The organism is Nocardia vulneris (genome assembly GCF_001613425.1).
GTDB classification, from domain to species: domain Bacteria; phylum Actinomycetota; class Actinomycetes; order Mycobacteriales; family Mycobacteriaceae; genus Nocardia; species Nocardia vulneris.
Window position 1 is genome coordinate 231158 of sequence record NZ_BDCI01000022.1, and the last position, 13553, is coordinate 244710.

The following is a 13553-nucleotide window of genomic DNA, read 5'->3' on the forward strand; positions in this document are numbered from 1 at the left end:
GGGCGGCGAAGCGAAGGGCGCGCGGCGGACTCGACTAGTGGGCGAAGTGCCGTGACCCGGTCAGGTACAGCGTGACGCCCGCTTCCCGGGCCAAGTCGATGGTCTCCTGGTCGCGCACCGACCCACCCGGCTGCACGATCGCCCGTACCCCGGCCTGGATGAGCTGTTGCGGGCCGTCCGGGAACGGGAAGAACGCGTCCGAGGCCGCGACCGAGCCCTTGGCCCGATCACCCGCGCGCTGCACGGCCAACTGCACCGCGTCCACCCGGTTCACCTGACCCATGCCGACGCCGACCGAGGCGCCGTCGTGGGCCAGCAGGATCGCATTGGATTTCACCGCCCGGCAGGCGCGCCAAGCGAATTCGAGGTCGGCCAGCGTCTCGGCGTCGGCCGCCGCGCCCGCCACCAGCGTCCAGTTGGCCGGGTCGTCGCCTGCGGCATCGAGGATGTCGCGCTGCTGCAGCAGCGCGCCGCCGCTGATCGGGCGCAGCTCGGCGCCTGCCCGGCGCGGCGGCTCGGCGACCAGGATGCGCACGTTCTTCTTGCGCTGCAACACTTCCACCGCGCCGTCGGCGTAGGCGGGGGCCACGATCACCTCGGTGAAGATCTCGGCGACCTGCTCGGCCAACTCGACGGTGACCTCGCGGTTGGCCGCGATCACCCCGCCGAAGGCGCTCACCGGATCACACGCGTGCGCCTTGCGATGGGCCTCGGCGATATCGGCGCCCACCGCGATGCCACACGGGTTGGCGTGCTTGATGATCGCCACGGTCGGACCGGTGTGGTCGTAGGCGGCGCGCCACGCGGCGTCGGCATCGGTGTAGTTGTTGTACGACATCTCCTTACCGTGCAACTGACGTGCCTGCGCGAGACCGGCGCTGCCGCCGTTGTCGGTGTACAGCGCCGCCGCCTGGTGCGGGTTCTCGCCGTAACGCAGCACGGCAGCGCGCTCCCAGGTGCCGCCGAGCCAGCCGGGGAATTGCTCGCCCGCCTCGGCGGGCGCCTGCGCCACACCGGGCACGAGCACCGAGGTCAGCCAGCTCGCCACCGCGACGTCGTAGCTTGCCGTGTGCTGAAAAGCCTTGGCCGCCAGCGCCGTCCGCTCGGGCAAGGTGAACCCGCCGGACTGTGCCGCGGCGAGCACCCGGTCGTAGTCGCCGCTGTCCACGACGACCGCGACGGACGGATGGTTCTTCGCGGCCGCCCGCACCATCGACGGCCCGCCGATGTCGATCTGCTCGACGCACTCGTCCGGAGTCGCGCCGCTGGCGACCGTCGCGGTGAACGGGTAGAGGTTCACCACCACCAATTCGAACGCCGCCACACCGAGTTCGGCCAGCTGATCGGCGTGCTCCTGCTTGCGCAGGTCGGCGAGAATGCCCGCGTGCACCCGCGGGTGCAGCGTCTTCACCCGCCCGTCGAGGGTCTCCGGAAAACCGGTGAGCTCCTCGACCTTGGTCACCGGGATACCGGCGTCGGCGATCTTGCTCGCGGTGGAGCCGGTCGAGACCAGCTCGATGCCCGCGGCGTGCAGACCGGTCGCGAGTTCGACGAGGCCGGTCTTGTCGTAGACACTCACCAGGGCCCGGCGCAACGGCTTGCGCTCATACTCGCTCATCAGGGATTACTGCCTTTCGTCCGTCGGAAACAATGCCCCGCGTCGCGGCGGCGGCGACCACCTGCGCCAGCAACCGCCGTTCGACAACCTTGATGCGCTCGTGCAGGCTCGCCTCGTCGTCGTCGGGCAGCACCGGCACCGCCTCCTGCGCGAGGATCGGGCCGGTGTCGACGCCCGCGTCGACCAGGTGCACGGTCGAGCCGGTGACCCGCACGCCGTAGGCGAGCGCGTCACGTACCCCGTGCGCGCCGGCGAAGGCGGGCAGCAGCGCGGGATGGGTGTTGATGATCCGGCCGCCGAAGCGCCCGAGGAAGCGCGCGCCGAGAATCTTCATGAACCCGGCGGAAACCACGAGATCGGGCGCGTACCCCGCGACCGCGTCGGTGAGCGCGGCATCCCAGGCGGCGCGATCGGGAAACTCGTTCAGCGCCACCCGGAAATGCGGCACGCCCGCCGCTTCGGCATGCGCGGTCGCCGGACAGGGACGGTCGACCCCGACGGCGACGATCCGCGCCGGGAAGTCGGCGGCGGTGGCCGCGTCGAGCAGCGCGCGCAGCAGCGATCCGGTGCCCGAGGCGAGCACGACTACGGTCGCCGGCGTCGCGGTGGGGGTCCACCGGACAGTGGGCGACGCCACGGGGTCGGCGGCCGGCGAAGGCGGCGGGGTGGGTGAGCTCAGGGCTCTACTCCTGCGGTCGATCGGACGGCGGTCGGAACGGCTCCGCCGGGTAGAGCCTAACGACCGTCTACCCGGTGACTTTCCGGCAGGTCCGCCTCGACCACCTCGGCATCGACGATGTCCGGTGTGGTATTTGCGCCGGGGGCGCGCACCGTCTCGATGGACGTCTGTTCCTCGACGAGTTCGCCGTCCAGCGCCTCGTCCGGATCCTGGTACGGATAGTCGTCGTACTCGTCGTCGAGGTATTCGCGGTCGTCGTCCGCGTAGTGATCGTCGGCGTAGTAATCGTCTTCGTAGTCGTCGGCGTAGTAGTCGTGCTCGTCGTACGGATCGGTGTAGTCCGCGGGCGCGGCGCCGACCGGGACGAGGAACCAGCGCGCGAACGCCAGGCCGGCATACCCGGGGACCGCCAGCCAGGCGAAGGTGACGGCGGCGAAGATCGGCAGGTCCAGTCCGACCCGGCCGAAGGTGCCGAGTTCGCCGCCGGCCACCGCCGCGAGCAGCACCAGCACCAGGGTCGCCAGCGCGGCCGAGCTCAGTGTGGCCCACGGCGCGCCGATCCGGTCGGTCGAGCGCCGCGCGAGATCGAGCCCGCCGAGGACCCCGATCCCCGCCGGGATCAGCAGCAGCACCGGCCACCAGGCGGGCGCGGGTCCGGTCGGCACCGCCACCAGCAGCGGCAGTGCCGGGATCGGCCCGCCCACCACGGCGAACAGGCCGAACGAGGCGGCACCGATCTGCGCGGTCGAGCCGACGAGCACACCGACCGCCTGCACCACCAGATTCGGCAGATAAGCCAGCGAGAGCAGAGTCAGCCCGAGCACGCCCGCAGCGTTGCCGGCCCCGGCGTAGGTATCACCGACCCGCGAGACGTGCAGCAGAAACGACACGAGCGTGAGCACCGTCGCACAGCCGACCAGGCGCAGCACCGCACGACCGGCCCCGTACATTCCGGAGATCGCCCAATCCGGCAGGCGCAGCAGCGCGAAGACCCCGCGCCGGTTGGCGGTCGCGATCCCGCCAAGGGCCGCAACCAGATACAGCCCGGCGACCCACGCGAAGGCGGCGAGCGTGTTCGGCGGTTGCAACGCGACGACGCCGGAGGCGTCCTCGGCGACCGCGAGACAGATGGCCGTGATCAGCAGGGGTCCGGCCAGTGCGGCGCCGACGATCCAGCCGAGATCGGCTCGGGTACTGCCGGGTTCGACCGCTCGTGCGCATTCGCGCCCGGCCAGCCAGACCACGAGCGCCGTCGGCAGCAACGGCAGCAGGCCGAGCGAGGTCTTGCCGATCACCAGCGGAACCTGATGCACGCCAAGCCATCCCGCGGCGATGGCACCCGAGGTGCCGGCCAGATTGCTGCCCGAGGAGAACAGGGCGGCGAGCATGAGGACGATGATCGCGGTGAGCGCGTAGGCGGTCGGTCGCCCGGCGATCAGCACGAGGACCCGGGCCCGTTCCGGGGTCAACGACAGAAACCCGGCCCCTTCGGCGTCGGCGTGCGGTTCCGGCACACCGCGGGACTCGGCGGTCCGGCGCGCAAGGGAGTTCCTGGGGGCGTTCATGACAATTCAGCGTGGCAGCTTCCCCGGCGCGAGCGGGTCAGGCGCGCCGCGAACTCGCGCCGGGAAGGACTGCTACTTGTTGTCTTCGGACGGCCGGAACGCCTGGGTGGCGTCGGAGGCCGGATCGCCGCTCTGCTCCCCGCCGAACGGCTGCGGAGCCTGCTGCGCACCCGGCTGGCTCGGCTGCCCGTAGTTCGACGCACCGTACGGCGACTGCTGGGCGGGCTGCTGGGTCGAGCCGAAATGCTGCGTGGCGCCCTCGTCCGGGCGGGCCTGCGGCACGCTCGGCTGACTCTGGCCGTACGGCGAACCCTGCTGCGCCGCACCGAAAGCCGTGGTCGGCTGGCCGTAGGACGGCTGCTGGCCGTAGGACTGGCCCGGCTGCTGACCGTAGGCGGGCTGGCCCGGCTGGCTCTGGCCGTACGGCGAAGCCTGCTGTGCCGCACCATAACCGGCCTGCTGGCCATAAGGAGACTGCTGGCCGTACGACTGGGCGGGCTGCTGCTGCCCGTAACCCTGCTGCTGACCGTAGCCGGGCTGGCTCTGGCCGAACGACGCGCCGGGCTGCTGCTGGCCGTAACCGCCCTGGGCGTAACCCTGCGTCGCCGGCGCGGCCGGACGCGGCGCGGGGGCCTTGACGATGCCCGATTCGAACAGCACCGCGCCGATCGCCAGCGCGGCCTGCGCGAAGGCGAGCACGAGCAGGATGTAGGCGCCCCACTTCAGCTCGATACCGTCACTGAGCGTGAACGAGTGCAGCAGCAGCGCGAGGAAACCCGCGGTGGACCCGGCCGCGGCGGCCCCGGTCCAGCTCTGCTTCGGCAGCAGCGAGAGCGCGGCGAGCAGACCACCGAGCAGCAGGATGCCGAGCAGCGCGGCACCGGATGCCTCGAACAGGCTGGCGGTCTCGCTACCGGACACCCGGGTGCCGCCGAAGTCGACCGGCTTGGTGCCGATGTAGGGCACGAAACCGAGCAGGAAGTTGATCACACCGAGCGCGGCGACACCGACCACCAGGAAGAACGGCAGACCCTTGGACTCAGCACCGGACGCGCTCGAGCCGGAGCTGGCACCACCTGCCGTCGAACCGAAGCTTGCGGATGTGGATGGCGCGGGTGTGTTGTACCCGGAGCCCCCGGACGGGTATGACATGTCGTCGTCTCCTAGGTCGAGTCATACGTGGTCTGTGCTGGCTGGATCTTCTCCTGACGCTACTGCACTCGCCCGCCCAGGTCACCCTCAACGGACCGGCCGGACGGCTCGTTCGTTCGTTTCCGAGCAGGTCGCGGGCCGTTTGCCGACGGCAAGCACTACCTCGTGGAAGCAGTTCCCACGACCGTGTCCGGCCACGGACGCGCGACGGCCCGGAGCCGTGTCGCCGAACGGACACGACGCCGGGCCAGAGCCACCCATCAGTACTGCGGCTTGATGTACCACGACCCGGGGGCGCCCTCGCAGGTGTAGTCGGCCCATTCCCCGGACTCCATGCCGAGATTGCCCTGGCGCTCGCAGGTCGCCAGTTGCTCGTACGGGCCGAGGCCGATCTGCTCCGGCGCGGCCGCGGCGATGCCGTCGGTCAGTCCGGCGCCGAACAGTCCGGCGAAGGTGAGTGCGGCGACGGCCGCGAAACGTGCGATGGTCATATCGAATTCCTTCGTGGTCGGGTCGGATGGCGCTGACGTGCGCAGGTCAGCGCGGGACGAGTCGCCAGGCGCCGTAGCTGCCGACGCAGTCGAAGTCCTGCCACTCGCCGGCCTCGACGCCCTGATTACCGCGGCCGAGGCACTGGTGCTCGTATTCGAACGGGCCGAGGTTGCCGGGGACCGCGGGGGCGGCCGAGCCGCTGTCGAACGGGCCCGCGTGCGCGGGGGCGAGGGTGCCGAGCAAGCCGGCGACGGTCAGTGCGGCGGTCGCGGCGACGCGTGCGGCCGCGATGCGGGGAGTGGTCATGATGTGTGCTTCCTGTGCGGGTGTATGGCGTTGTGCGAACCAGACTCCCGGCCGCCCGTCTCAGCGCGGTTTCACCTGCATTTCACGAGGTAGGAAGCATTTTCACGACTACGGCTCGGGGCCGGACAGCCGGTCGGCATAGCGACGCCAGCCGAAACCGGCGGCGGCGAACTCGGCGCGGAGTTCGGCCCGCAGCGCGCGGGCGCCCGCGTGATCGCCCTCCGCCTGCCGCACTGTCACGGTGACCGCGCGGGCAGCGAGCAACGGCACCCCGGTCGGCGCGGCGGCCATGAACTCGTCGAGCAGCGCCCTGGCCGCGGCCGGTTCGCCCTTGGCTAGGAGCACGTCGGCCAGGTCGACCCTGGCGAAACCGGTCGCCTCCTCCTCGTGCGCGAGTGCGGCACGGCAATAGGACTCCGCCGCGTCGAGCTGACCGGTGGCGAGCGCGGCGGCGGCGCGGGTGAGATCGTTCAGCGGCAGGATCTGCCGATCGTCCAGGCGGCGTGCGTAGCGGTCGGATTCCGCCACGGCCGCGAGTGCCTCGTCCAGCCGGCCGAGCTCGAGCAGGGCTTTGGCCTGGTTGCTCAGCCCCCGCGAAAGACCGTGCTCGTCCTCGTGCACCGCGTCCACCTTGGTGGAGCGGGTGTAGGCGGCCAGTGCCTCGGCCGGATCACCCGCGTACAGCAGTGCCGTGCCGAGCGCGTCGGCGAACGACGCGCCCTGGGTGTCACGCACGGCCAGATGTTCGCCCTGCTGCAAACGCTCGATCGCCTCGGACAACCTGCCGCGCTCGATGTCGACGATGCCCTGGTAGTACCGCACCGTCTGGGCGATTTCCGCGTCGTCCAGCGGCTCGGCCACCGCGCTCGCGCGGGCCAGCTGCGCGGCGGCGGTGTCGAGATCACCGGTCATCAAAGTATGGAAACCGTAGTGGCTCAACGCCTCTGCCAGCTCGTGCGGGGTGAGACCGGCAGCATCGGGACGGGCCGCGTTGTCGGTCAGCACCGCGGTTTCGGTCAGCACCGCGTAGTGGCGTTGCGCCTCCCGGAACCACGCCCGGGCCAGCCAGGGCACATGCATGTCGACCGCGAGCCGCAGAGCGTCGGCGGCACGTGCGGTACCCGGTGACTGTTCCAGTGCGGCCAGGATATTCGGCCACTCCGCGAAGACGGCGGCCACCGATTCGGCGGCGGCGAAATCGTCGGACGCGCCGATCGAGCGCACCAGGTCGCGGCACCAGCGCAGGTGTCCGGCGCGCAGGTCCTCGGTCTCCGCGGCGGCGGCGAGCCGGGACAGGGCGTAGTCCCGCACCGTCTCCAGCAGCACGAATCGCCTTGTCGCCCCGACATTCTGCACGGTGACCAGGCTCCGGTTCACCAGATCGGCGAGGGCGGGGGCGATATCGCCGGACTCGATATCCGCATCCGGTAATACCGCCTCGGCTGCCTCCAGCGTGCAGCCGCCCGCGAACACTCCGAGCCTGCGCAATACCGTCTGCTCCCGTTCGGCCAGCAGTTCGTGACTCCAGTCCAGGGCGACGCGCAGGCTGGTGTGCCGCCCGCCCGCGGCGTCGCGCGCGCCGCCGACCAGCAGCCGGACCCGGTCGTCGATCCGTTGTGCCAGTTGGGAAATCGTCAGCGTTCTGGTGAGACCGGCGGCCAGCTCGATGCCCAGCGGCAGCCAGTCGACCGCGGCGCAGATCGCCACCAGCTCGTCCCGCTCGGCCGCGGTCACCAGGCCGTGCAGTCCGGCGCGCTCGATGAACAGCGCCACGCCGACGCTACGGTCCAGCGCCCCCAGCGGATACACCGACTCTCCCGGCACGCCGAGTGGCCGTTGCGACGTGCTCAGCACACTGAATCCCGCTGCGGCCGTGACGAGTTCGGCCACCGAGTCGAGGACGTGCTCCGCGTTGTCGAGCACCAGGAGCACACCGGCCGCCGCGCCGAGCGCCGCGACGATCCCGGGCAGCGGCCGGTTCGCATCGATCACCCCCTCGGCGGCCAACCCGGCCGCGGCCAAAGCCGCTGCCACAGCGGGCAATACATCCTCGGCCCGACCAAGCGGCGCCAGTTCGACCAGCACCACCGGCCGACCGGATGCACTGATCGACCGCGCGAGTTCGGCGGCCAGTCGTGACTTGCCACTGCCCGCGACACCGACCAGCGTCGTGCGGCCCGGTTCGGCGAGCCGGGCGGTGAGCGTGGCGAATTCGCGACCACGACCGACGAAGCTGGTCAGCGGTGTGGCCAGTACGGCACCCGGCCGCGGCTCGGCCACTGCCGAGCCGTCTGCCTGCGCGGCGCTCTCCGCGCGGCGCGCGACGTCGATCGGCTCGGCGCTGCGCCCCGCGGCGGCCCGCAGCGCCGGATCATGGTCCAGGATGCGCAATTCCAGCTGCGCGGTGTCGGGTGCCGGGTCGACGCCCAGGTCCTCCGACAACGCGCGCCGCAATCGCGCCAGCCGTTCCAGCGCGTCGGCCTGCCGTCCGGTGCGATACAGCGCCAATGCCAGCAGGCAGGACAGCGGCTCGTGCAGCGGATGCCGCGCCACCAGCCCGGTCAGCTCCGTGACCACCTCACCGGCCGCGCCGAGTTCGAGATTGGCCTCCAGCCCGGCCACGGTCAGCGACAATCGCCAATCGTCGAGGCGTTCTCCCTCGGCCGCCGCGAACGGAATGGTCCGCAGATCGGCGAGCGCGGGCCCACGCCACAGCGCGAGCGCCTCGCGCGCCGCGACCGCGACGGTGCCGTAGTCACCCGCCCGGCGCGCGGTATGCAACCGTTGCGCGGCCGCCTCCGCGTCGAGCAGGTCCGTCGCGCTCACCCGCGCCTGATATCCCGCGGAGGTCCGCCCGATCACCTCCGCCAACGGTCCGAGCGCAGCGCGCAGCCGCGACACCACGACTCGCAGCCGCTGCACCGGCCGCTCGACCTCGGCCCCCCACAAATCCTCGGCCAGCCGCCCGTCCGGCACCGGAACGCGATTCGCCAACGCCAATCGCACCAACACTGCCCGTTCCAGCGGCCGATCGACGGTCACCGCTACACCGTCAGCCCACGCCTGCACTGGACCCAACACCAGCACATCCACGCTGACAAGCATGCCCTGTCCGCTATGCCGCCGTCTGCTCGCGGCCGGTGAAAACTTCGCACTGAACCGAACACGCGCCTGTCTCGTATCCCCTACGCGGGCGCGGACCGTCCCGCGACCCGGAAATCTGCAGATGGTCGGTCCGGCCGCTCGACTCCTGCCCAGGTCGAGCCCACCGCCATACATGACGAAGGCCGCCCCCGGAATCGGGAGGCGGCCTTCGTTCGGTGCTGCGCCGGCTGATTACACCTCGACGCTGGCCTTCTCCAGGATCTCGCGAGCCAGCGCGGCGGTCTCGGACGGCGTCTTGCCGACCTTCACGCCCGCGGCCTCCAGCGCGTCCTTCTTGGCCTGGGCGGTGCCGGCCGAGCCGGAGACGATGGCGCCCGCGTGGCCCATGGTCTTGCCCTCGGGGGCGGTGAAGCCCGCGACATAGCCGACGACCGGCTTGGTGACGTTGGCCTTGATGTAGGCCGCGGCCCGCTCCTCGGCGTCGCCGCCGATCTCGCCGATCATCACGATCAGCTTGGTCTCCGGGTCCTTCTCGAACGCCTCGATGGCGTCGATGTGGGTGGTGCCGATGACCGGGTCGCCGCCGATGCCGATGGCGGTGGAGAAGCCGAAATCACGCAGCTCGTACATCATCTGGTAGGTCAGGGTGCCGGACTTGGACACCAGGCCGACCGGGCCCTTACCGGTGATGTTGGCCGGGGTGATGCCGACCAGCGCCTCGCCGGGGGTGATGATGCCGGGGCAGTTCGGGCCGATGATCCGGGTCTTGTTGCCCTTCTCCACGTTGTAGGCCCATGCGAACGCGGTGTCCTGCACCGGGATGCCCTCGGTGATGACCACCAGCAGCGGGATCTCCGCATCGATGGCCTCGATGATGGCGTCCTTGGCGAACTTCGGCGGTACGAACGCGATGGAAACGTCGGCGCCGGTCTCCTTGATGGCCTCGGCGACGGTGCCGTACACCGGCAGCTCGACCGCGTTGCCGTCCTTGTCGGTGTGCGCGACGGTGGTGCCCGCCTTGCGCGCGTTGACGCCACCGACGACCTGGGTGCCGGCCTTGAGCATCAGCGCGGTGTGCTTGGTGCCCTCGCCACCGGTGATGCCCTGGACGATGACCTTCGAATCCTTGTTGAGGAAGATAGACATTTCCGGGTTCCTTACTTGGCCGCTGCCAGTTCGGCGGCCTTGTCGGCGCCTTCGTCCATTGTCTGCGCGAGCGTGATCAGCGGGTGCGCGGCATCGACGAGAATCTGCCTGCCCTCGTCCACCTTGTTGCCGTCGAGCCGGACGACCAGCGGCTTGTTCGCCTCGGCGCCCAGGATCTCCAGCGCCTTGACGATGCCGTTGGCGACCGCGTCACAGGCGGTGATGCCACCGAAGACGTTCACGAACACGCTCTTGACCTGCGCGTCACCGAGGATGACGTCCAGGCCCGCGGCCATCACCTCGGCCGAGGCGCCGCCGCCGATGTCGAGGAAGTTGGCGGGCTTGACGCCGCCGTGGTTCTCGCCCGCGTACGCGACCACGTCGAGGGTCGACATGACCAGACCGGCGCCGTTGCCGATGATGCCGACCTCACCGTCGAGCTTGACGTAGTTGAGGTCGTTCTCCTTGGCCTTGAGCTCCAAGGGATCGGTCGCGTCCTTGTCCGCGAAGGCCTCGTGGTCCGCGTGCCGGAACTCGGCGTTCTCGTCCAGGGTGACCTTGCCGTCCAGGGCGAGGATCTCGTCCTGCGGGGTGCGCACCAGCGGGTTGACCTCCACCAGGGTGGCGTCTTCCTTGACGAACACCTCCCACAGCTTCTGGATGGTCACGGCCGCGGCGTCGAGCACGTCGGCGGGCAGGTGGCCCTGCTCGGCGATCGAGCGGGCGAACGCCAGATCGACGCCCTTGACGGCGTCGACGGGAACCTTGGCGAGGCGCTCGGGCTTGGTCGCGGCGACCTCTTCGATCTCCATGCCGCCTTCCACCGAGCACATGGCCAGGTAGGTGCGGTTGGACCGGTCGAGCAGGAAGGAGATGTAGTACTCCTCCGCGATGTCCTTGGCTTCGGCGACAAGGATCTTCTTGGTGATGTGGCCCTTGATATCCAGGCCGAGGATGTTCTGCGCGTGCGTGAACGCGTCGTCCGCGGTCGCGGCGTACTTGACGCCACCCGCCTTGCCACGGCCACCGGCCTTGACCTGAGCCTTGATCATCACCGGCTTGCCGATTTCCTCCGCGATGGCGCGGGCGTCCTCGGCCGTGTCCGTGACGCGGCCCTCGGACGAAGGCACTCCGTGCTTAACGAAGAGCTCCTTCGCCTGATATTCGAAGAGATCCATGTACTCACCGTCTCGTCTGCGTTGTGATGACAACGTCTTTGTTGGCGGCCCGACGTCGGAAGCGGGTCGGGTCGGACTCTAATCAGTCACATGGACGGCCAATCGGCCACGTTCATCCTAAGTGGCGCAGGTCACGGGCCGATACGCGCGGCGGAAAAACCGCTGGCCAACGCTACTCGCGAGTAGGTTGCTGGCACCGCGCCAGGTAGACCCGCCGAACCCGCGCACACGGCCGGATCTACTACACGTTGTCGTCGAAAAGTCTCGCCCGCGTGCCCAATGCACAGATAGATATTCCGCGCCGTTAGCGTGATCAATCTCACATGTTCGGACAGATGGGCCGCAGCGCTTGCGGACCCTGCAATCGTTTCGTTACCGTCATTGCGGTCGATGTCACAGCACGGTCACGACTAGGAGGACGGCAAGCTTGACGCAGCACAGCACTCCGCAGATGGAGAGCCGTTCCGCAGTTGACCCGTCGAAGCCGCTGATCAGCAGGCACCTCGGCCCCGCGAACATCTCCCGCTTCACGATGTGGCACAGCCGATGAACCATCGCTCCGCCCTTATTCCTGAACATCGCGCCCGGACCGGTCATCGTTATCGCGACGACGAATCCTTCGGCGCGCAGGCCGCACAAGGCACGTCCCGTGGTCCGTCGGTTGACCGGCAACGGAACTCGCTCTACGCCGCGCCCGCCGCGGCGGCGCCGGTGGACTACAGCTCCCGCGACAACGCCTGGTCCACGAACGACTCGTGGTCCCAGCAGGATTCGTGGGCGCCCCAGGACACCTGGTCGCAGCAGGAGTCCTGGTCCGACGGTGGCGCCTGGAACTCGGGCGACGCCTGGGCCGAAGAAGAGACCTGGGCACCCGAAGACGGCACCTGGGCGCCGGAAGAATCCTGGGCGTCCGACGCCGAGCCCGAAACCCCGGACACTCCGGCCACACCGACCGTGATTCCCGGCCGCCGCCCCGCCAAACGCGGTGGCGCGCACCGGCTGCCCGCCCCGCCCGCCGCCCTCAAGGGTCGTGCCGCGGTGGCCGCCGTCGCCGCCGGTGCCGTGGTCGCCGCCGGACAAGCCGCCCTCGCCTCGCCGGAGCAGCCGAGTCAGGCCGTCGACTACGAGGCCGCCGGGCAGATCCACGAGATCGCCGCCCAGTCGGTCAGCCTCGCCGACCCTGCCGTCTCGGCGGAGTCGCCGCAGATCCTCAACGCCTCCGGGCCGACCCACCTCGGCGACTTCAACGACATCCTGCAAAAGGGTCAGAAGTACGCGCAGGACATGGCCGCCGCGGAAGCCGCGAAACTGCGCCCCCTGTTCACCAAGTTCGCCGCCGGTAACTTCACCTCCGGCTTCGGCGCGCGCTGGGGCGTACAGCATCTCGGCATCGACATCGCCGGCCCGATCGGCACCCCGATCGTCGCCGTCGCCGACGGCACCGTCATCGAAGCGGGCCCGGCCGCCGGCTTCGGCATGTGGGTTCGCCTGCTGCACGACGACGGCACCGTCACCATCTACGGCCACATCGACACCGCCACGGTCTCCCAGGGCCAGCGGGTCATGGCCGGCGACCAGATCGCCACCATCGGCAACCGCGGCTTCTCCACCGGCCCGCACTGCCACTTCGAAGTGTGGTTGAACGGTTCCGACAAGATCGACCCGGTGCCCTGGTTGGCCACCCGCGGAATCAGCCTGGGCCCGCAGCGGGACTAGGTTCGGGGTTTCCTTCCGTACGGCGGGTGTCGGAGCAGAGTTGACGGCGTGAGTTCTGCGCTGCTGCATTCGGTTCGGTGCTAACGCACCAGTTCTGGGCTGCTGCACCCGGTTCGGCGCTAACGCACCAGTTCTGGGCTGCTGCACCCGGTTCGGTGCTAACGCACCAGTTCTGGGCTGCTGCACCCGGTTCGGTGCTTGCCCACCCGTTCTGGGCTGCTGCACCCAGTTCGGCGCTAACGCACCAGTTCTGGGCTGCTGCACCCGGTTCGGCGCTAACGCACCAGTTCTGGGCTGCTGCACCCGGTTCGGCGCTAACGCACCAGTTCTGAGTTGACGCACCGATTCTGAGTTGGCGTGGCCGTTCTGAGTTGACGTGGCCGCGGCTCACCGTGCCGGTTGGGTTCGCCGCACCCGGTTCGGCGCTTGCGCACCAGTTCTGAGCTGCTGCACCCGGTTTGGTGCTAACGCACCAGTTCTGAGTTGACGTGGCCGCGGCTCACCCGTGCCCGTTGGGTTCGTCGCACCCGCTTGACATTGCCGCACCCGTTCTGAGTTGGCGCACCCGCTTTGGCATGCCGCAGCGAGTGCGACGA

Annotated in this window: 10 protein-coding genes; 1 reads left to right on the forward strand and 9 read right to left on the reverse strand. The window is 69.9% G+C overall.

Annotation, left to right across the window (positions count from 1 at the left end):
• Nucleotides 1-34 precede the first annotated feature (34 nt).
• The 9 genes from purH to sucC form a co-directional block, all read right to left on the reverse strand.
• Nucleotides 35-1618, reverse strand: coding sequence for a bifunctional phosphoribosylaminoimidazolecarboxamide formyltransferase/IMP cyclohydrolase (purH, locus tag NVU01S_RS24310; protein WP_043676436.1), 1584 nt, complete (start codon nt 1616-1618; stop codon nt 35-37).
• Nucleotides 1605-2255, reverse strand: coding sequence for a phosphoribosylglycinamide formyltransferase (gene purN, locus NVU01S_RS24315; protein ID WP_052280982.1), 651 nt, complete (start codon nt 2253-2255; stop codon nt 1605-1607). The genes purH and purN overlap by 14 nt, the downstream gene beginning before the upstream one ends.
• Before the next feature lie 98 nt (nt 2256-2353).
• Entirely contained in the window at nt 2354-3862 is a 1509-nt protein-coding gene (locus tag NVU01S_RS24320) for a cell division protein PerM (protein WP_043676439.1), read from the reverse strand.
• A 72-nt stretch (nt 3863-3934) separates the two neighbouring features.
• On the reverse strand, nt 3935-5014 hold the full coding sequence (locus tag NVU01S_RS24325; protein ID WP_043676441.1) for a DUF5336 domain-containing protein: 1080 nt from the start codon (nt 5012-5014) through the stop codon (nt 3935-3937).
• A 260-nt stretch (nt 5015-5274) separates the two neighbouring features.
• Nucleotides 5275-5505 carry a hypothetical protein gene (locus NVU01S_RS24330; RefSeq protein WP_043676442.1) on the reverse strand — a complete coding sequence of 77 codons (231 nt, stop codon included), beginning with the start codon at nt 5503-5505 and terminating at the stop codon, nt 5275-5277.
• Between the two features lie 46 nt (nt 5506-5551).
• Nucleotides 5552-5812: a hypothetical protein gene (locus NVU01S_RS24335; RefSeq protein WP_043676443.1), complete on the reverse strand. Its 261-nt coding sequence runs from the start codon at nt 5810-5812 to the stop codon at nt 5552-5554.
• A 108-nt stretch (nt 5813-5920) separates the two neighbouring features.
• Nucleotides 5921-8854, reverse strand: coding sequence for an AfsR/SARP family transcriptional regulator (locus tag NVU01S_RS24340; RefSeq protein WP_167829423.1), 2934 nt, complete (start codon nt 8852-8854; stop codon nt 5921-5923).
• 294 nt (nt 8855-9148) lie between these two features.
• Entirely contained in the window at nt 9149-10063 is a 915-nt protein-coding gene (gene sucD, locus NVU01S_RS24345; protein WP_042257652.1) for a succinate--CoA ligase subunit alpha, read from the reverse strand.
• Nucleotides 10064-10074: 11 nt separating this feature from the next.
• Nucleotides 10075-11241 carry an ADP-forming succinate--CoA ligase subunit beta gene (sucC, locus tag NVU01S_RS24350; protein WP_014988331.1) on the reverse strand — a complete coding sequence of 389 codons (1167 nt, stop codon included), beginning with the start codon at nt 11239-11241 and terminating at the stop codon, nt 10075-10077.
• Nucleotides 11242-11787: 546 nt separating this feature from the next.
• Here sucC and NVU01S_RS24355 point away from each other — a divergent pair.
• Nucleotides 11788-12957, forward strand: coding sequence for a M23 family metallopeptidase (locus NVU01S_RS24355; protein ID WP_043676446.1), 1170 nt, complete (start codon nt 11788-11790; stop codon nt 12955-12957).
• The last annotated feature ends 596 nt before the right edge of the window (nt 12958-13553 follow it).